This window comes from Candidatus Aminicenantes bacterium (assembly GCA_026393855.1).
Classification (GTDB): domain Bacteria; phylum Acidobacteriota; class Aminicenantia; order Aminicenantales; family UBA4085; genus UBA4085.
Window position 1 is genome coordinate 35807 of sequence record JAPKZJ010000071.1, and the last position, 20194, is coordinate 56000.

Below are 20194 nucleotides of genomic sequence, written 5' to 3' on the forward strand. Positions count from 1 at the left end.
GAAGAGGAGGAGACCGTGCATCATTCATTTGCAAGAACCGTCGTGGCCTTGGCCGTCAGCCTCTTTCTGGCCGGTCTCTTCCTCGCGGCCGCCCAGGATCGGAATCCCGCCTGGCCCGGCCAGGGAGCCAAGCCCGGCGCTCCAAGCTCCCCCTCGGGCAAGCCGGCGCCGGCCGCCGATGATGGGCTCAAATTTGTCGGCCAAATCGTCGGGGAAACGACGTCCGTCGCGGGCTCGGCCGGCCATTACGAGCGCGTCCTGCTGGCCCCCCCCGACGACGGCCGCTTGAAGGCCGGAAATACGTGGGAGATCGGCATGGACGTGGCGGTCAAGCTCGGGCTCAAGAAGCCCGCCGAGCGATGGGCGGTGATCCGCCGCAACCTCTTGTTGTCGCCGTCCGATCGGGAGGATCTCGTTCTTTGGACCGAGGTCGTCGATTCCCTCCTCGATCAGATCGGGAAGCTTCCTGCCGAGGAAAAGCCCGGAGTTCCCGGCTTCGGACTCCTTGTGGCATTCCCGGGGCAAGCCGCTTCCGACGACGCGAAAGCCAATGTGGCGCTCACATTCAACTCGAATCAGACCAGCCGCAAGGACAAGGAGCAAAAGAAGGACTTCGAAAGCGAATTGAGCCGGAGCGTCCGCGAGCCGCTGACCGGCGCGGAAGGCTTTCTGAACATCGTGGACGACCAGGGGGTCTCGTTGACGTCCGACGAAGCGCAAAACGCGCTGCTGAATGTGAAGCTCAAGCTCTATGACGGCGGCGGCAGGGAGGTGGATGCCGTTCCGGAGATGAAAGGCCGCTATTTTCGCTTCTCGCCTCTCACGGCCGATGGGGAGTTCGGAAGCGACTATTGGCTTAAGGTCCAATGGAGCGCCGAAGCGGCGGCCCAAAAAGGCGTCGCCGGGAAGGTCCTATCGGAGCATTACGTTCCCGTCCGGCAAGGCGCGCGGACGCGAATGGACGTCAGGCTGGCCTTGAGCAAGATCGTCCAAGCCGGCAAAGGCGACATCGGGCTTCCGGGAGCGCCGGCCGCCGTATCGCTTCTCTACCAGAATTTCGTGGCTTCGAATCCCCTGCTGGGAGTTCTGACCCAGGTCATGCCTTCGAACCCGGGCCTGCATCTCGGCGTACTCCAGATCAAAGACGCCGGCCCGCAGGTCTTCTGGTCGACACGCTTCCGCCTGCTGGCGGACATGCAGGACCGGAGCCCCCGCTTCATCACCCGGGGCTCCCTCCGGCTGCAGTGCATGACGGAAGCGGCAACCGACGGCCAGCCGTCTTGGCACTATGTAAAAATCACATGGTGCGGGAGCGTTGACGAGGATCAGCTGTCACTGAAATCCAGGAGAAATGCGAAATTCCTGGGCTTGAAGAGGGATTTTCTGGGGATCGGCCTGGGCGTCGTGCCTTCCTTGGAGCCGTCTCTCTTCGCCGTGGGGGCAAGTCTCAAGCCTATCAAGGGCTGCGAGATCTTTCTCGGCGCCGGCATCCGCCAGGACTATCCGACCCGATTCGTGTACGGCCTGACGCTTGATGTCATGGACATGTTGAGCTTCTTAGGCATCGCCTCCCCGTCGGAAACGCCGGCCGCAGCGACCGCGGTCGCCGCGGAATCGTCGGGGGCGGCGGAGAAAGCGACCGGGCAACGTTTCGGACCCGCGCCTCCCCGGAAGAAATCGAACTGATCCCAATCGGCCCAGCCATGTCCGGAGCCCCTGGAACGTCCCGCCGCATGCGCCGCCGCCTGACGGTCTTGGGACTTATCTGGATCTCGGCCGTGTTGGGTTTGCAGGCGGAGACACGCCGGGCTCTTCTCGTCGGCATCAACCAGTATGTTCCCCAAGGATCCCCTCCCAGCATGATCAAGGATGCCTCTTATCTGGGAAGGCAGGAGTGGTGGAACTTGCGCGGATGCCTGAATGACGTCAAGGTCATGCGGGAACTTTTGGAAAAGAAGTTTCGTTTTCCGCCGCAAAACATCGAAGTCCTCCTGGACGCTCAAGCCACGCGCCAGGCGATCATCGACGCGATCCGAGGGCGGCTGATCGCAGCCTCGTCTCGCGGCGACGTCTCGCTGTTCTATTTCTCCGGCCACGGCTCGAGATTCATCAATACTCTGAATGGCGAACTGAAACGGAAGGACGAAACAATCGTCCCGGCCGATTCCTATGCCGGGGCCAAGGACATCCGCGACAAAGAGCTGGCCCGACTCTTCAACGAAGCTCTCGACAAAGGAGTCATCCTCACGGCCATCTTCGACAGTTGCTGCAGCGGCTCGGTTTGCCGCGGCTTCTCGGCCCTGGACGCCGGCCAAAGCCGGTACCAGCCGGAAGTTCGCAGCGATGCCCTCGAGCCGCCCGACTCGACAAAAAAGCCCGAGGAGCGGACGGAGCTCAAGGAGCGCGGGATCCTCGTCTTGTCGGCAGCCCAGGATGACCAAATCGCCGAGGAAGCCTTCGATGAGGAGGCCCGGGACAAGGAAAGCCGGCCGCGCGGCGCGTTCAGCCTGGCCCTGTCCAAAGTCCTTTCGGCCGCCTCTGAAAATGAGCCGGCCTCCCGGATCGAGCAGCGCTTGCGATCGATCATGCTTTCCGAAAACCGGGCTCAGATCCCTGTCTTCAGCGGGACAAGCGAGCGGATGTCCGGGCCGCTTTTCGGCGCCGGAACGGCCGTGTCGACGGGAGGGCTCTGCGTGGCGGCCGTTCAAGTCGAGGGCGACGCAGTGGAGATCCGAGGCGGATACGCGGTCGGCCTGGCGGAGGGCTGTGAGCTGAATTTAGAGGATGCCCGGAGGCCGTCCGAAGTGCGCATCCGCATCACCAAGGTGGAGGGCCTAGCCCAAGCGAAGGCGGCAGTGATCGCGGGGTCGGCGTCCACCATCAAGCCGGGCTCGCTCTTTCGCGTTTACAAATGGACCTACTCCAACGCTCAGGGGGCTCTCAAGGTCTGGTGGCCCGCCTCGCCCCCAAAGCTCCAGGACCTCAACACCGCCCGAAGCGAGATTCAAGCGTTGAAGAGCTCCGGACAAATCGCCTGGGTTCGGGATCCGACCGAGGACAGTCCCGACTGGCAGGTCGGCTACGACGGCCGGTCGTGGATTCTTCTCGAGAAGGCCGCCGGACGGCGCATCGTCCTGAAACAGCCTTGGCGGGCGAAGGACATCTTGGAAATTGTGTCAGTCCCGGGCGGTGGGCGGGCCAAGGTTTTCGTCGGCTTTCCCGCGCCGGTCGAGCTTACCGCGAAGCTGAACCTCGGCTCCGGAACGGCCAACGACGCCGTCATCCGGACCGTCTCCGAAAGCGAGGCGAATTACTCCTTGGTGGGGCGACTGGAAGACGGCGCCGTCCAGACGGCCTGGCTAGCGCGCAACGCAATCCGGGAGCCGTCAGAATCCCCCCTGCCGGTTCGAAGCGACTGGCGGACCGTGATGCCTTCGGCGGAGTCGTTGCGCGACGCGGCTGCCGCTCTGGAAGACGCGGCACTTCGACTTCAAAAAATCAAAGGCTGGCTCAACTTGCAATCTCAGGACGAGAGCCTGCGTCCCTTCCCCTACCACCTCGGCTTCAAAAACGCGGGGACCGGCCGAGTGACGAGCCCGAACGAGCCGCTTCAAGTCGGCGAACGCTATAATGCGGTCCTCATCCGCGACGAGGCTCCTTCAGGATCTCGGCCGGAGCAGCGACGCATCTACGTGTTCGCCATCAGCGGCGACGGCCGCGGGACGCTTCTCTATCCCCGTTTCGGCGAGGTCGAAAACTTTCTGCCGCCGGAAAATCAGCTTGTGAAGGGCGGGAATATCGTCCTCAAGGACGCGGCAGGCGCGTTCCAAATTCCGGAGACGACCGATCCCTGCGCTTATTTCCTTCTGACGAGTGCCGATCCCCTTGGGAACCCCTGGGTCTTGGAGTTCGACGGAGTCAAAACAAGAGGGGCCGGCGTCGCGGAAGGCTCGAGCAATCCCCTCGCCCGGCTACTGCAGCAGGTCGGCGCCGCAACGCGAGGCAAACCTGCGGCGCCATCCCACTGGTCCGTCGAGCATTACATCGTCAAGAGCGTCCCGGCAAAATAGGCTGGGATCTATGCCGAGGAAGGCGGGAACCTGCACTCGCGCAGCGATCCAAGGTCATCTGACATCCCTCAAGCTGCCAAGACGTCCGGGATCAACCGGCCGGCTTATCGAACGATGATCTCGACGCTCCCGGAATGGCTGTTGAACTCGGGCGCGTACATGCACTCGATATGGGCCATGCCGTTCTGGTATGTCCCGCGATGGACGACCCGCAGTTGGTACTCAAAGACATAGGTGCCCTTCGGCAGGTAGTCGATGAAGAAGTGGCTGGCCGTGTCCTTGGTCGCTTCATAATAGGCCAGCCCGTCCTGGAACTTGTACTGCGACAGGACATTGACCGGCTCCAGGCCGCTGCCCCGGTGGTCCTTCATATGGACGTACTCCAGGTCCCGATCCGTTCGAAGCTCGATCCGAACGACGACCGTGTCGCCGACCGCGAGCGGCCCGCGAACCGGCTCGATGACCGGCCCCTTGGCCGTGGCCCGGCGGACGAAGACCGTCTTCTTCAGAGTCAGTGGGTTCTGGGCATGGGGCGTGATCTTGCCGATGTCCTCGAGGTACTGCCAATGGACGCCGCCCCAGGCGATCCCGGGGTCCGTCTTCTTGACGACGATCTCGCCCATGGCGGGACGGATCTCGCCCGGCGCATACCTCTTTTCATAGAAGCCGGTCCCGGCCTCGACGGTTTCGGGCTTGACGGCCTGCCCGCCCAGCCGGACTTCAACGACCGCGTCCGAGGCCAGAATGTCCGTGCCTTTGAGGACCAGGGCATAGATCGCGTCGGCTGTGGCTTTGGTCGTCTTCCAGTCCTGGGTCTGCTTCTGCTTCAGCAGCCAGATCTTGCACTCCTCGACCGCCTTGGCATCGCCCAGGACCTCGTCGAAGGCCTCGATCATCATGGCCTGGGTCTCGATGGGCGCCCGGTACCACCACCAGGCGAGCTCGGTCTCGGCCCAGTAGCGGCCCAGCTCGGGGTCCAGCTTGCTCCGCTCTTTCATCGAGCGCATGATCTTGCCCGGCGTTGCCGCGTCCCCAAACCGTTTCAGGCCGACGGCCAGGTGGGCCTGGCTCTGCCGGTTGTCGAGCGGGAGCCAGAATTTCGCCCCTTGCCCGAGGAAATAATCAAAGGCTTTGCGGGCGGCATCCGGCACGGGCTTCTCTTTCAAGAAGAAGCTCCGGCCATAGAGAAATAACGCGATCGTCGGGCTTAGGTGATTGAGGGCCTGGGTCTTGTCTTTGACGATCTCCCGATAGACCTTGTCGATCCATTCGTCCAGGTGATCGATCGCCTTCACGGCCAGATCTTGGGAAACGTCTGTGACTCCCAAACGCTTGAGGCGGCCGAAGCCGGTGACGAGGTAGAGGGTGATGTAGCTGTCGCCCCGGCCGCCGGGGAACCAGGGCCAGGACCCGTCGGCGAGCTGCATGGCCGCCAGCTTGCCGTAGGCGTTTTTCAAGCTCGAGGCCAGCGTGTTCTCGTCGAACAGCAGGCCGATGGCATGCTTGGCCTGGGTCTCATTCTTTGCCTCCAGCACCCAGGGCGATTCCTGAAGCAGGACGCTCTTAAGGTCCTGGTTCTTCTCCAGGTTGGAGACAAGCGCAGGCGTCCCCTTCCAAAGATCGAACACGCGCCGGATTTTGGGATCCGAAGCGGCGATGCGGCCGGCCAGGCCATTGGCGTAGAGGCGGTTGAAGATCTGCTCGGCGCATTCATAAGGGTATGCCATGAGATAGGGCAAGGCCTGAATGGCGTACCAAGCCGGGTTGGAAGCCATCTGCACGGTCAGGCCGAGCTGTCGAAGCGAGCCGGACCCGCCGGAGTCGGCCAGCTTATCGAAACGGAACGATTTCTCGCCCTTGTCCGATATCCACAGGGGGATCGATTCGCGGACCAGCATCCTCCGGCTAAGGACGGGGAACGCCCCCTCCTCGCCGTCGGAAAAGTCCCCCGCCGCGGCCACGGCTTTATAGCCGACCGCTTCCAGCCCGTCCGGAACGGCGATGGGCCAGGCGAACGATCGGGACTGCTTGGCCGGCAAGGTGAAGGCTTGACGGCGGGACTTGTTGGCCAAGGCCGCGTCAAGCGGAGCCTCGGTCCGCGGGTCGAAAAAGGCCAGCTCGACAGCGCCGGCCTGTTCGGTCTCGGTCATATTGGTGACCTTGACGGTGAGCTCGATCACGTCTCCCTCGCGGAGGAAGCGGGGCGGATTCGGCTGGACCATGAGCTCCTTCTGGGTCACGGCCTCGGCTTCGATGGATCCGCTGCGCAGATCCTTGTCGTGGGCGAAGCCTAGGAACTTCCAGCGGGTCAAGGCCTCGGGGATCTTGAACTCGATCGTCACCGTGCCGTTCTTGTCGGCCAGAAGCTGGGGATAAAAGAATGCCGTTTCGGAGAGGTTCTTGCGGGCCTTGACGGCTGAGAGATCAACTTCGGCCGGCTTTTTCACGGGCGGCGGAGGAGCGGCGATACCGCCGACGACTCCGCCCACGATTCCCCCGGCCATCGATTTGAGCTCGGAGGCCGGGGCAGCGGCCACATCCATAGCCATGCTCGGCTCAGCTTCCGGGATCGCGCCCGGCCGGGCCATCATCCGGCGGGACGGATAGTCGAATCCGAACAGGCGCTCCACCACATCCTCTGGAAAACGTATATAGAGGGGCGTTGCGGTCGAGGGGATGGAGTTGAGTCGATCGACATAGTCCCGCAGGTCCTGGCGCCGATTGCTGTAGCCGGACCGAAGATTAGTCGTGTCGGAGCGAAAGATGTTCATGACCCCGGGGAACCCGTGGCCAAGGAACTGGTCGAGAGAAGCGTCATAGAGCGAGGCGACCATTTCAGCCGCCGCCGCCGCGGCCTTGGGGCCTTTGATCTCGAGCGACCAGGTCTCGGCCTGGCCCGGGCGCAGCTTGGAGCGGAACGTCTTCCAGCGCAAGTCCAGGCGCTTATTCGACCAAGGGACCAACACCCGCCGGGTTTCCCGATAGAGCCGATTGTCTTTGACCATGGTCAGGACGATCGTGAATCCGCCGCGGTGCTTTTCGGCTACCCGCACGGTGGTGCGGCCTTGGGTCGCCTCGGCCGAAGCCCAGGCCCGCTCGAGCCGGCGCCCGTTCTGATAGAAGTCGATCAGGATCGGGCCTTTCGCATACCCGGTCCCCCACCACAGTTCATAATCATCGCCGACGTCGACAATATCCCGGCGGGAGGCGGCGTGGAATGGGACTTTGACGGGGAAGGATGTCGCCGCCGGATCGAGCACCAGGAAGGCGAACCGCGTTTCGACCGCGACTCCATCCTTGTCCTTGGTCCGGAGCCTGGCTTGATACGCACCCGGCCCAAGATCGAACGGGATCCGGCAGGCCTGGCGTTCGTCGAGGACGGTCTCGAAGTCCCGTTTCACCACGACCGCCCCGGCCGGCCACTTGCGCCAATCCGCGGTCCGGGCGAACCCGGCTTCGGGCCCGGATGCCCCCGCTTCCGCCTCGAGGACGGCGCTCTCGCCGATGAGGTCGGCCGGCTCGGGCCGCTCGGGCCCGAGGAGCGGGGACACCTCGATGACCCCCTTGGCCGCGACGCGCTTGCCGTTCAAGGTCAGCGTGGAAGCCGTGAGGACCACGGGCTTGCCCTTCTCCTGCCAGTCGGAGCCGGACAGCGAGGCCTCGAGCGAGGCGAACCCCACCCGGACCCGGCCTTCATCGCTGCGCGTTTCGCCCGTCCCATCGGTGACGTCGGCGGTAACCGCGAACGTGAAGACCGTACCGGGATCGGCCGGAACCGAAGCGTCGGGCTTGGCCGGAAAGCGAACCGTGAACTTTCCTTCGACGTCGGTGCGGACGGTGCCGTGGGCGATCTCCTGCGAGTCGCCGCCGGAGCCGCCGCGCCAATAGAACCACCACCAGGGATACCGGACTTCGCGTACGACCCGGTATTTGACCGAGGCGCCGTCGACCGGAGCACCGGCATAGGTCGTCGCCGCGCCGGCGAACTCGATCGTCTCGCCCAGCTTGAACTCCCGCTCGGGAACGGCCAGCTTGACCTCGAACTTGGGCCGTTTGTACTCCTCCACCCGGACCGACGCCTGCCCGGCCGGATTCTCCGCCTGAATGGTCATGGCCCCGGTCAGCCGGTCGGTCGGCGCGGAAAACGAGCCGCTGAAGGACCCGAAATCGTTCGTCGTCAGGCTCAAAGCCGCGATCTCCTCGCGGTTGGCGTCCCGGAAGACGACCCGCACGGACTGCTTGGGCAGGATCCGGTAATTGTCCGCGGCCCGGTCGACATTCAGGCAGAGGCCCTTGAAAAAGATCGTCTGCCCGGGACGGTAAATGGAGCGGTCGGTGAAGAAGACCGTGACGGGCGCCTCTCGTTCGGTCCGATCGTAGGACCGGTCGATCTGCGTCTCGGCGATCTCTCCTCCATCGGCCGTCCGGACGTGAAAAACACGATTGCGATACGAGTCGCCGGCCTGAAGAAAGAAGGCGCCTTGGGCATCGGTCTTGGCCGTGCCGATCTTAACCAGGGCGGACTTGTTGTAATCCCATTCATAGGCAACGATGTCCGCGCCGGGGACCGGGTCGCCCGAGGCGGCCCGAACGATGAGGCCTTCCGGAATGAGTCCGGCGGTCCCGGCCACGAAACCGAGGTCGGAAACCCAGAACGACGCGGCTTCGACTTTATTGGCCTTGTTCGCGAACGACTCGTCATGGCTGGCCAACAGGTAATAAAAGCCGGGCTTGAGGGCCGGCATCTCCACCAATGCCCGGCGCGATTGATAGTCTTTGGTGGGCTTCAGGTCGGCCGACCAACGGGCCTGGGGCGCCCGGGTTAAAATCTTGGCCACGGCATCGTCGTTCAGCCAGAAGAGCGTCTCGGCCCCCCTGCCGGCCAACAGGCCGGCGAAATCCTCCCGCACGGCCCGAAAATGGAGCCGGGTGACGTTCCGGTATTCAACAACCAGCCGGGCCGGACGGTCCGGCGCCACCACCCCTTCGGTCCGGACATCGAACTCGCGGGCCGTGATGCGGGCCATCAGAACTCTGCAATTCGCCGCCCCGATCGACTTGGGGTGGGCATCGGCGCCCCGCTTGGCTAAGGCATAGGCCTGGATAAAATCGCCGGACTCGTGCACCGCTTCGGCCCAACGGGCCAGGGCGGAGGCTTGAAGCGGCGAGGCGGCATGCACCTCGACCAGTTCGCGCAGGCGCTGGATATAGCGATCGCGGGCGGCGTCGCCGGCCGAGGCTTTGGCGAAATCGAGCCGCTGGAGGTCGATATCGAACGCCGCATCGCCGTCGGCGTCGCCCTTGTGAAAGGCCAGCAGGCCCTGAAAGACTCGCAAAGCCCGCAAGGCGGGGGCTTCCTGATCCGTCGTCTCGGGTTCGTACTTCAAGAATTCGGCCGCTGGGGCCAAGGCGGCCGAGTCAGCCGTAATCTCGAAAGCGTCCTCGGGACGGGCCGCGGCCTGCTCGCCGGAAGCATAAAACTCGAGCGCTTCGAAGGCCGCGAAATCATAGAGCGTCGGCCGCCGAGTAGACGGCTGGTCGCCCGGCAGAAGAAAGCCCAGGAAAGCCGCGATCGGAGTCTTCTTCAAGTTCTCCGCGTCCTTGAAGATGTCCTGATAGAGCCCGTCGATCGTCCGCAGCAGCCGGGGCAGGTCCCAAGTCGTGAAATCCTTGTCGTCGACACCCTCCGTCGCGGTCCGCCCGGTGAACCGCCAGCGGTTGCGCGAGAAATAGCTCCAGTACCAGCGGGCCAACACGATCCGCAGCATCGGCTTGAGCGATTCGGGAGCCTTCCCGATCTCCTCCTGCAGCCGGACGAGGCGCGGCCCCGGCTGGTTCCCTTCGATCGTCGCCTCCAGGATGAGCTGCCGGGTCAGAGCCCGCAGGGCTTCGGCCGGCTGGCGGTCCGCGGCGGAGGCGGTATAGATCTTCTTCAGCAGGTCGACGGCGGTCTGGGGCAGCCCATCCTTTTCGGCCTTGGCAACCTGGGCCCAGAGCTCGACCGTGTTCACCTTGGGTCGGTCTTGCATCGTTTTTCCTCGGATGGCGCCGGCCACGACGACGGCCAGGAGGACGAGAATGCCGATCAGCATGTGCATCCGGACGGTTCTTTTGCGCATCGATCCTCCTGGCGCCGGGCGGCGGGCGCCGCGTTCTGGCTCCGCTCCGGATACAATCGCCCGGAGCGCTTATTCCATTTTATATGTAAAAGCCGGCAAAGAAAAAGCCGGGATTGCGCGAAAGCCGGGGCGAAGCTATATTGGGATTCCCGGAGGGCCCCATGAACGAAAGTCCAGCAGTGAATTCCCTGTCGGCAGGCGATCTGGTCGGCCTGGTCCACTCCGTCTTTCCACCCTTCCCCGGCGACAGGCTGCTGGCCGTTCTCGTGGATCTGCCGCATGATCCCGCCTCCGACAACGCCCCCTGGCGCGAACGCCGCGGGTTGGCGGCGGCTTGGGCGGCAGCCCTGCGAGACGGAGCGACCGAGCTCCAACTGGAAGGGGTCGATCTTATCGCTTATCCCGATGTCGGCTCGAACAACGCCGATCTGCCCGCCGAGGCTTTCCTGATCGAGAGCGACCTGCCCGACGGAGCAGCCGGGCTGGCCGCGGCCGGCCGGGCGATCGCCTTTGAAGAAGTCTTCGCTTCCCATCAGCTCTACCTGGCGCCGACGGAGTTCTCGACTACGGCGCCGCTCAAGAACGCCGCCAAGCGGTTCGGCTTCCGGGCCGCGACTATGCCGGGCTTCGCCGCCTCCATGGTCCCCGCCCTGCGCATCGACTACGGGCTGGTGGCGGAACGGGTCATGGTCCTGAAAGACCGCCTCGACGCGGCGGCGCAAGCCGAAATCATTCTGGTCGCCGACGGCTTGCCGCACTTCCTGACTCTCGACTTGCGGCACCGGACCGCGCACTCCTCGACCGGCCGTTTCCCGGAGGCCGGGACGGCCGGCAATCTGCCCTCGGGCGAAGCCTATATCGTCCCCTTCGAAGGCGGCCTCGGCGATCCGAGCCAAAGCGCGGGGACGCTGCCGGTGGATACGGGCCGGGGGCTCGTCGTTTTCACGATCGCCGCCAACCGGGCGGTCGAAGTCCGGGGCGAAGAGCCCGCGTGGACGGAGGAAGCCGATCATCTTCGGCGCGAGCCGGCCTACGGCAACATGGCCGAGCTGGGCTTCGGCGTGCTGGCCGACTTCGGCCTCGACCCGGTCGGCGAGATCCTGCTCGACGAGAAGCTGGGCCTTCACATCGCCTTCGGACGCAGTGATCATTTCGGGGGCGCCGTCGGTCCCAAGGATTTTTCGACTCCGGCGGAGGTCATCCATCTGGACCGAATCTACATCCCGCAAAGCCAGCCCCGGGTCGCGGTTCGCTCGGTCGTCCTCGTCGGCCCGGACGGCGGCCGCGAGGAGATCATACGGGACGGGACCTACCGGATTTTCTAGGACAGGAGCATGACCATGCCGCGCCGCCTCGTTATCCTCAAAAATTGGATATTCTTTATCCTGACGGCTTTCGCTCTCCTCGGGCTTAGCTCCGCCTGTAGACCGAGGTCCGCCCCCCAAGGGGACGCCCAGATGCGGGCCGATCTCGAAGCGGGTTTTCGCCGGCCTCCGGATGAGGCCCGCCCCTGGGTCTATTGGTTCATCATGGACGGCAATTCGAGCCGGGAAGGGATCACCGCCGACCTGGAAGCCATGAAACGGGCCGGGATCGGAGGCGTCATCCTCCTCGAGGTCGACGTCGGCATCCCCCGCGGCCCGGTCGAATTCATGAGCCCGGCCTGGCGGGCCCTGTTCAAGCACGCCGTCGAGGAGGCCGAGCGGCTCGGCCTGGAGATCACTCTCAACGCCGGCCCCGGCTGGACGGGCAGCGGCGGCCCTTGGGTCGAACCCGGCCAATCCATGCAGCATCTCGTCGCCTCGGCAACCGAGGCGGTAGGCCCGACCCATTTCGATGCCATCCTGCCGCAGCCCCCTCCCCGGCCCCGCTACTTTGGCGGGAAAGTGCCCGAGGCATTGGACAAGGCCCGGGAGTCGTTCTATGTCGATGTGGCGGTGCTGGCTGTTCCGACGACGCCTGCCGGGGCCCGCATTGCCGACATCGACGAGAAGGCGCTGTTTCTCCGGCACCCCTATTCCTCGATGGCCAAGGTCAAGCCCTTCCTGCCCGCGCCCGCAGCCTATCCGACGGCGGCCGCATCCGCGGTCGTAGACCGCGGCCGCATCATCGACATCAGCGGCCGCCTGGAGGCGAACGGACGCGTGGCCTGGGACGTCCCGGCCGGGCGCTGGACGCTGCTGCGGTTCGGCCGCGTCAGCACCGGGGCCAACACCCGGCCGGCGCCCCTGCCCGGCTTGGGCTTGGAGTCCGACAAGTTCGATCCCGCCGCCCTGGACGCGCACTACAAAGCCTATATCGGCGCCCTGCTGGCCGAGATCGGTCCCCGCCCGGCCGGACGGCGGACGGGCTGGACGATGCTGCATATCGACAGCTGGGAGATGGGAGCCCAGAACTGGAGCAGCGCTTTCCGGGAGGAATTCCGCAGGCGCCGCGGGTACGATCTCTTCTCCTTCCTACCGGTCTGGACGGGGCGCATCGTGGACAGTCCGGAAATCTCGGAGCGCTTTCTGTGGGATCTTCGCCGGACCGCCCAGGAGCTGGTCGTGGAGAACCACGCCCGGCACCTCAAGGAGCTGGGCCGTCGGGACGGCTTCGGCTTGTCCATCGAGCCGTATGATATGAACCCCTGCGCGGATTTGAGCCTGGGGGCGGAAGCCGACGTACCGATGGGCGAGTTTTGGGCCCGCGGCTTCGGGTTCGACACCTCTTACAGCGTCTTCGAGGCCGTCTCGATCGCCCACACGCGGGGGCGGACGATCGTCGGGGCGGAGTCATTCACGGCGGACGACCGCGAAGCGTGGCGGCTCCATCCCGGGGCGATGAAGGACCAGGCCGATTGGGCCTTCGCGGCCGGGATCAACCGCTTCGTCATCCACCGCTACGCCCACCAGCCGCGTCTCGACCAGGCGCCCGGGATGACCATGGGGCCGTATGGAGTCCACTACGAGAGAACCCAAACCTGGTGGGAGATGTCGTCGGCCTGGAACCTCTACCTGGCCCGCTGCCAGTTCCTGCTGCGCCGCGGCTTGCCCGTGGCCGACATCCTCTACCTAGTTCCGGAGGGGGCACCCCAGGTCTTTGTGCCGCCACCGTCGGCTCTCTGGGGACCGAAGCCCGTCCAGAATCGTGGCGTCTTCCAATTCGACGGCTGCGCCCCGGAAAATCTGATCGAGCGGGCCTCGGTCCGGGACGGCCGAATTGTCTTCCCAGGCGGCTGCAGCTACGCCGTCCTTGTCCTGCCCGAGCGGGAGACCATGACGCCCTCCCTGCTCCGTAAGGTGCGGGATCTTGTCGCGGACGGGGCGACCGTCATGGGGCCACGCCCCTCGGCCTCGCTCGGGCTGGAAGGATATCCGGCCTCGAACGCTGAGATAAAAGGTCTGGCGGAGGAGGTCTGGGGGAACCGCCCGGCGCCGGAGCGGGTGATGAGACCGGCGCGCGCTTTCGGAAAGGGGCGGATTTTCGAAACGCCCAGACCGGCCGCAAATCCGACGGCCGATGGCTCGATCCCCCAGTATCCCGAGTATGGCTTGACCGCCGGGGTGTTGACGGCATCGCGAACCCCGCCCGATTTCTCTTCGAACGGCGCGTTCCGTTTCCTTCATCGCCAAGACGGGGAGACAGATATCTATTTCGTCTCCAATCCGTCGGAGGAGGCCGTCAAGGTTGCCTGCAGCTTCCGCACGGCCGGCAAAACGGCTTCGTTGTGGGACGCCGTCACGGGCCGGATCCGTCCGGCGCCCGCGCTCGTCGAAGATCACGGCCAAAGCCGCATGGAATTGACGTTGGAAGCCCACGGCTCCATCTTCGTCGTCTTCCAGCCGCGCGGGGCCGCGTCGCGGACAGAGCCATCGAATGTGGCCGATCTTCGGCCGGCCGCGGAGATCCGCGGGCCGTGGGCCGTCTCGTTCGGGACGGGGCCGGAAGCGCCGGCCGAGTTCGTTCTCCCGGAATTAATCGACCTGGCCGGGCATGCCGACGAGGCTGTCCGGCATTTCAGCGGCACGACGGTCTACACCGCGGAATTCGCCGGCCCGAACCCGGCGGGCCGCGTCGTCCTGGACCTGGGCCGGGTCGAAGTCATGGCCAAGGTTCGCTTGAACGGCCGCGACCTCGGAGTTCTCTGGCACGCGCCCTTCCGGGTGGATGTCACCGATGCTTTGCGCCCGGGTCCCAACAAGCTCGATATCGAGGTCGCCAACCTCTGGCTCAACCGGCTGATCGGGGACGCCGCGCTTCCGCCCGACAAAAGGCCGGCCCGGACGACATGGAATCCATACAAAGCCGACACTCCTCTGCCGCCCTCGGGGCTCATCGGCCCAGTTAGGCTGCTTGTCCCGGAAAGCCGCTGAATATGTAAACTCTGCCAATTCCGGGGAGAACAGAGCGGTTCGGCGTTTCGGCCAACGGCGAAACCGCGCGGACGATCACTCCAACCGTTTCTTGAAGCGGGCGATGCTCAAGGCCAGCACGACCGCGCCGAAGACGGCCATGGCCGCGGCCTCGTCCCACAGCTCCGCCCAACCCGATCCCTTGAGGAAGATGCCGCGGATGACCGAGAAGAAATACTTGATCGGGACGACCGTGGTCACGGCCCGGAAGAAGCCGGGCATGGTCTCGATGGGAAAGACGAAGTTCGACAGCAGGATCATCGGGATCATGAAGAAGACAGCCGTCAGCATGGCTTGTTGCTGGTTGCGGGAGATGGTCGAGATAAACAGGCCCAGGCTTAGGGTCGTCAGCATGAAGATGAGGCTCATGCCGCCAAGAAGCAGACCGCTCCCCCGGAGCGGGATATGGAATCCGAACACCACCAGGCTGGTCACCAAGACGACTTCAACGACTCCGATGAACAAGAACGGCAGGAGCTTGCCCAGGATGATCTGACCGGGACGGATCGGGGTCACAATGAGCTGCTCCAGGGTGCCCGTCTCTTTCTCCCGGACAATCCCCATCGAGCTCAGCATCATGGTCATGATCATCAGAATCAATCCCAGGACCCCGGGCACGAGGAAGTTGCGGCTTTTCAAGTCGGGATTGTAGAAGACTCGGACCTCCGGCGTGATCAGCACCGGCTGCAGACGGGCACCGCGCAGGCGGACGAAAGTCTCCACAAGCAGGGATTGGGAGAATCGGGACGTGATCATGGCGGCGTAGTTGAGTCCGATGGTCGCCGATTGGCTCTCCGTGCCGTCGGCGATGATCTGGGCTACGGCCCCCCGACCAGCCAGGAGCCGCTCGCCGAAGCCGCGGGGGATGATCATGGCCATGGCGGCATCGCCGCGGTCGATCCGGACATCGATCTGATCGGGCCTTTCAACGTCTTCCAGCCGCGAGAAATAGCCGGAGTGGAAGAACGCGTCCAGATAGGAGCGGCTCTGCGGCGTCCGGTCCTGGTCGCAGACGACCGAGGGGATGTCCCGCACGTCCATGTTCACGGCGTAACCCAGCAGCAGCAATTGGAGGATAGGCGAAATAAAGAGGATAGGCGCCATTCGCTTGTCGCGGCGGAGCTGGATGAACTCCTTCTTCAGCACGGCCAGGATGGCTTTCATCGCGCCCTCCCCTTGACCCGCTCCTCACCCGAGGTCCGGCGCAGGCGGGCCGTGCTGACGACGATGGTCAGGATCGCGAACGCCGCCAGGAAGAGCATCTGGTCCCAAAAGGCCGCAATCCCGACCCCCTTGATCATAAGGTCCCGCAGGGCGGACAGAAAATAGCGGGCCGGGACGAGGGCGCTCACGGCCCGGATGATCCCCGGCATGTTGCGGATCGGAAAGACAAAGCCCGACAGGATGAAAGTCGGCAGGAAAGTGGTCAAGATCGAGATCATGAACGCCACCTGCTGGGTCCGGGTCACGGTCGATATGAGGATGCCCTGGCCCAGTCCGCCCAACAGGAACAGCCCCATGACCAACAGGAGAAGCGGGTAGCTGCCCCGGATGGGGACGCCGAACAAGATCCAGCCCAGGCCCAGGACTAGATGGGCCGAGAGAAGCGAGATCAGAACGTAAGGAACGGTCTTGCCGACGATCAGGGCGAAGGGCCGGACAGGCGAGACGAGAATCTGCTCCATGGTCCCCCGCTCCTTCTCCCGAACGATGGAGAACGCGGTCGAGATGACTACGATGATCATGAGGATAAAGGCCATCAGCCCCGGGACGAGAAAGAGGGCGCTGCGCAGTTCCGGGTTGTACCAGACCCGGACCTCGGCCTGAACGGGAAGCGCAGGGCCGCGAAAGCCACGCCCATCCAGGACTCGGGTCGTCATCCGGATCGAAGCACCCTGGACGATGGCAGCGATATAGCCGGCCGCCGTCCCCGCGCTGGTGGCGTTCGTGCCGTCCAGGAGGACCTGGATCTCCGCTCCGCCGGCCGAGGCCAGATCCTCGGCGAACCCGCGCGGAACGACGACAGCGACCCGGGCCTTGTCGAGCCCGAACAGGCCGTCCACCTGGCGAGGATCGTCCAGGCGGAATCGGATGTCGAAGTATTCCGTCGTCCCCAGCCGCTCCAGGAAATCCCGGCTCTCCGGGCTCCTGTCTTGGTCGCAGACGGCCATCGGGATGTGCTTGAAGTCGAAATTCAGGGCATAGCCGTACATCAGCAGCAGGAAACCGGGCAGGGCCAGGAGGAAGATGAGGGTCCGCGGATCGCGGCGGATCTGCCTGAACTCCTTGCGGATGATGGGCCGAATGGAGGAGAACCCGGCCGCGAGTCCAAGCCGCCGCGCCCTCACCGGCCCGCCTCCCGGTCGCTGTCCTCGATGCGGCGCAGAAAGACGTCCTCGAGTGAAGGAACGATGCGGTCGGCTCGCCGCAGCGCAATGCCGGCCTCCGCCAACCGGGCCGCGAGCCGCCGCCGCCCCTCCTCCTCGTCGGCGACCCCGACGTGCAGAAGGACGCCGAAGATCGAGATGTCGCGGACCCAAGGCTCCCGACGAAAAAGATCGAGAGCTTCGACGACCCGATCACATTCGACTTCCAGTATCGGATTGCGAATGGTGGCCGCCTTGAGTGCCGAGGGGCTGCCCGCGCCGACGATCCGGCCGGCATGGATGAGGCGGATGTCGTTGCACGATTCGGCTTCGTCGAGATAATGGGTGGTGACGAAGATCGTAACGCCGGCTTCCGACAGCCGGTTGATGAGGTCCCAGAAGGCCCGCCGCGACACGGGATCGACACCGCCCGTCGGCTCGTCCAGAAAGACGATCCCCGGCTCATGCAGAACGGCGCAGCCAAGGGCCAGGCGCTGCCGCCAGCCTTGGGACAGATGCCGGGTCAGGCTTCGCTCGCGACCTTTCAGGCCGGCCATCGCCAGGACCCAAGCCAGGCGTGCTTGCAGGGCCGCGGAGGCCATTCCGTAAACGCCGCCGAAGAAGAGAATATTTTCCTCGACGGTCAGATCCTCATAGAGCGAGAATCGTTGCGACATGTAACCGATCGAGCGCTTGACCATTTCCGGGGCTCGGCGGATGTCATGGCCCGCCACCAGGGCCGTCCCCGAGGTCGGCTCGAGCAGGCCGCAGAGCATCCGGATGGTCGTCGATTTGCCGGCCCCATTGGCCCCGAGGAAGCCAAAGATATCCCCCCGCCGGACATCGAAGCTGATGGAGTCGACGGCGAGAAAGTCACCGAACCTCTTGCTTAGGTTCCGGACCTCGATCGCACTCGTCGCCATCCCCTTGCCTCCGCTCATGCCGCCGTCGCGCGGCGCAGCCGGGTCCTGGCCAGTTCGAGATCGATCAACGCCTGCGTCCGGCTGGTCTTGGCCTGCAGGACGAAGAGCTCGGCATCGAGGACATCGGAGCTCAGGGCGACGCCGTCTTTGAATCGATCGCCGGTGACGCGAAAATTCTCCTCGGCCTGGGCCGCGGCCGCGTCGGCGGCGGTGATTCTCTCCCGGGCTTGGCGGACAGCCAACCAGGCTTGGGTGACCTCGAGCGCGATCTGTTCGTTCAGGATCCCCAACGCGTCGCGGGCCTGAGTCCGCTGCGCCTCGGCCTGCTTCGTCTGCAAACCGGTTTGGTTGCCGTTCCAAAGATCGTACGAGACGGTCAAGCCTAGGTCCCAAGTTCCGTAGAACTTGTCTTCCGTGGGCAGAAGCCTCGGATTCGGCCGCAAGAGGTGATAGTTGCCGCCGACGAAGACTTGCGGGAGAAGGCCCGCCCGGGCCATGGCGACACTGGCTTCGGCCGCCTGGACGCGCAGGCCCATGGCTTTAAGCTCGGGCCGGCCGGCCAGGGCCCGGGCCATGAGCTCGTCCAGCGTCGTTCCTCCCTCGATCCCGTCGCCGACACCCAGGGCGATGTCGCAGACGCCGGTCCGGAGGTCGAACTCCGTAATGAGCGGCAAACCGAGCAGGCTGGCCAGGAAGACTTGCGAGGATTGAACGCCGGTCTTCCCCTCAACGAGTAGAAGGTCCGCGCCGGCCAGTTGGGCCTGGACCTTGAGGACATCGTTGCGGGTCGCCAGTCCCTGCGCCAGAAGGTTGGATACGTTCTTTAAGTGGGCCTCGAGGCGGCTCCGGTTCTCGCTAGCCACAGCCAGCATCTCCGAGGCCCGGAAAGCGGTCCAGTAGGCCGTCCGCGCCCCCGCCTCGACGTCGGCTTTGTCCTTGAGCCCGTCCTGGGTCGAGGCCTGTTCGGCCAGGCGCGAGGCCTCGGCCGCCTTTTTCAGCCGGAAGCCGGTGAAAACGGGCTGCTGCACGCTCAGCCGGACCGTGTAGTTGTTGAAGTAGACAGGCGAAACGACGAACTTGGAGGCTACGGGAAACGGCAGGCTTGAGAGGAACGGCAGGCTGATCTCGAAAGGCGGGACTTCGCTCAACCGGGTATAGCCACCAGAGAAGCGCAGGGCCGGCAGGCGGGCCGCCGCGACTTCGCGGGTCCGGGCCGCCGCCTCGTCCGTCCGGGCCCGGGCGGCATCCAGCCCCAGGCTGTGGGCGACGGCTAGAGAGACCGCGTCCTCGACCGTCAGGGCTTTCCGCTCGGCTGCCGCGGCGGCCAGACAAGCGGCGATCGCCAGCGCGGCGGCAAAGGCCGTCCGTTTAGTTGATTTCATGCTCGTTCTCCTGCCCGCCGCCCCGGGTAACGGCGATGAACACGTTTTCCAGGGAAGGCGGGATGACGCGCCAGCCGCGGATCTCGATGCCGGCCGCGGCTAAAGCGGCGGCGGCAATCGGGCGGGCCCGCTCAGCCGAGGCCGCAACGACGTGGATACGGTCGCCGAAAATCTGGACCCCGTCGAATTCGGGGTGCTCCTTGAGAAGGAAATAGGCTCGGCGGGTTTCGGAACAGACGAGCTCGGCCACCTGACCCGGCATCAGGGCCTTGACGGCTTGGGGCGTGTCCGCAGCGACAAGGCGGCCTCGGTCGAGCAATCCGACCTGTGAGGATCGCTCGGCCTCATCCAAATAGGGGGTCGTCATAAGAATGGTGATGCCCGTTCGGAGCAGGTCGGAGAGAATCGTCCAAAACTCTCGCCGCGAGACGGGATCGACGCCGGTCGTCGGCTCGTCCAAGAGTAAAAGCCGGGGCTGATGGATGAGCGTGCAAGCCAGGCCCAGCTTTTGCCGCATGCCTCCGGACAGCCGGTCGGCCAGGCGTGTTCGGAAAGGGGCTAGCCGGGTAAAAGCCAGCAGCTCCTCGCGCCGGGATCGGTAATCGCGCTGACTATGGATCTCGGCAAAGAATTCGATGTTCTCGTCCACGGTCAGATCGCCATAGAGGCTGAAGCGCTGGGAAAGGTAGCCGATCCGGCTCTTAGCCGCCCCATCCGCTTGGGCGATATCGCCGCCGAGGACGACGGCCCGCCCGGATGTCGGCCGAAGGATGCCGCAGAGCATGCGGATCAGGGTGGTCTTTCCGGCCCCGTCGGGGCCGACCAGGCTGAACATCTCCCCTTCCCGGATCCGCAGATCGACCGAGCGGACCGCCTCCAAGCCGTCGAACGACTTCGACAGGGATTTGGTCTCGATCGCCCATCCGGCCATGGCGGCTCC

General features: G+C 64.8%; 10 protein-coding genes. 4 read left to right on the plus strand and 6 right to left on the minus strand.

Annotation, left to right across the window (positions count from 1 at the left end; translation table 11 throughout):
* Window positions 1–15 precede the first annotated feature (15 nt).
* Both NTZ26_08400 and NTZ26_08405 read left to right on the plus strand, forming a co-directional pair.
* Window positions 16–1686, plus strand: coding sequence for a hypothetical protein (locus tag NTZ26_08400; protein ID MCX6560523.1), 1671 nt, complete (start codon window positions 16–18; stop codon window positions 1684–1686).
* A 47-nt stretch (window positions 1687–1733) separates the two neighbouring features.
* Window positions 1734–4070: a caspase family protein gene (locus NTZ26_08405; GenBank protein MCX6560524.1), complete on the plus strand. Its 2337-nt coding sequence runs from the start codon at window positions 1734–1736 to the stop codon at window positions 4068–4070.
* A 104-nt stretch (window positions 4071–4174) separates the two neighbouring features.
* Here NTZ26_08405 and NTZ26_08410 read toward each other — a convergent pair whose 3' ends face one another.
* Complete coding sequence (locus NTZ26_08410) at window positions 4175–10189, minus strand: MG2 domain-containing protein (protein MCX6560525.1); 6015 nt, start codon at window positions 10187–10189, stop codon at window positions 4175–4177.
* A 161-nt stretch (window positions 10190–10350) separates the two neighbouring features.
* Between NTZ26_08410 and NTZ26_08415 the strand changes: the two genes are divergently transcribed.
* Together NTZ26_08415 and NTZ26_08420 are read left to right on the plus strand one after the other, a co-directional pair.
* A complete protein-coding gene (locus NTZ26_08415) occupies window positions 10351–11514 on the plus strand; it encodes a hypothetical protein (GenBank protein ID MCX6560526.1) in 1164 nt (387 codons plus the stop codon).
* 132 nt (window positions 11515–11646) lie between these two features.
* On the plus strand, window positions 11647–14544 hold the full coding sequence (locus NTZ26_08420; protein ID MCX6560527.1) for a glycosyl hydrolase: 2898 nt from the start codon (window positions 11647–11649) through the stop codon (window positions 14542–14544).
* Between the two features lie 75 nt (window positions 14545–14619).
* Here NTZ26_08420 and NTZ26_08425 read toward each other — a convergent pair whose 3' ends face one another.
* The 5 genes from NTZ26_08425 to NTZ26_08445 are packed head-to-tail and all read right to left on the minus strand — an operon-like array spanning window position 14620 to window position 20185.
* Window positions 14620–15747, minus strand: a complete 1128-nt coding sequence (locus NTZ26_08425) for an ABC transporter permease (GenBank protein MCX6560528.1) — start codon at window positions 15745–15747, stop codon at window positions 14620–14622.
* A complete protein-coding gene (locus tag NTZ26_08430; GenBank protein MCX6560529.1) occupies window positions 15744–16931 on the minus strand; it encodes an ABC transporter permease in 1188 nt (395 codons plus the stop codon). The genes NTZ26_08425 and NTZ26_08430 overlap by 4 nt, the downstream gene beginning before the upstream one ends.
* Complete coding sequence (locus tag NTZ26_08435) at window positions 16928–17872, minus strand: ABC transporter ATP-binding protein (protein ID MCX6560530.1); 945 nt, start codon at window positions 17870–17872, stop codon at window positions 16928–16930. Before NTZ26_08435 ends, NTZ26_08430 begins: the two co-directional genes overlap by 4 nt.
* Before the next feature lie 14 nt (window positions 17873–17886).
* Window positions 17887–19254, minus strand: coding sequence for a TolC family protein (locus tag NTZ26_08440; GenBank protein ID MCX6560531.1), 1368 nt, complete (start codon window positions 19252–19254; stop codon window positions 17887–17889).
* Complete coding sequence (locus NTZ26_08445) at window positions 19241–20185, minus strand: ABC transporter ATP-binding protein (protein MCX6560532.1); 945 nt, start codon at window positions 20183–20185, stop codon at window positions 19241–19243. Before NTZ26_08445 ends, NTZ26_08440 begins: the two co-directional genes overlap by 14 nt.
* Window positions 20186–20194: the final 9 nt, after the last annotated feature.

What these genes read in the sequence shown, in the direction of transcription:
- NTZ26_08410 (MCX6560525.1), bottom strand. Translation starts at nt 10,189, where the DNA reads ATGCGCAAAAGAACCGTCCGGATGCACATGCTGATCGGCATTCTCGTC.
- NTZ26_08415 (MCX6560526.1), top strand. Translation starts at nt 10,351, where the DNA reads ATGAACGAAAGTCCAGCAGTGAATTCCCTGTCGGCAGGCGATCTGGTC.
- NTZ26_08425 (MCX6560528.1), bottom strand. Translation starts at nt 15,747, where the DNA reads ATGAAAGCCATCCTGGCCGTGCTGAAGAAGGAGTTCATCCAGCTCCGC.
- NTZ26_08445 (MCX6560532.1), bottom strand. Translation starts at nt 20,185, where the DNA reads ATGGCCGGATGGGCGATCGAGACCAAATCCCTGTCGAAGTCGTTCGAC.
- NTZ26_08420 (MCX6560527.1), top strand. Translation starts at nt 11,647, where the DNA reads ATGCGGGCCGATCTCGAAGCGGGTTTTCGCCGGCCTCCGGATGAGGCC.
- NTZ26_08405 (MCX6560524.1), top strand. Translation starts at nt 1,734, where the DNA reads ATGCGCCGCCGCCTGACGGTCTTGGGACTTATCTGGATCTCGGCCGTG.
- NTZ26_08435 (MCX6560530.1), bottom strand. Translation starts at nt 17,872, where the DNA reads ATGGCGACGAGTGCGATCGAGGTCCGGAACCTAAGCAAGAGGTTCGGT.
- NTZ26_08440 (MCX6560531.1), bottom strand. Translation starts at nt 19,254, where the DNA reads ATGAAATCAACTAAACGGACGGCCTTTGCCGCCGCGCTGGCGATCGCC.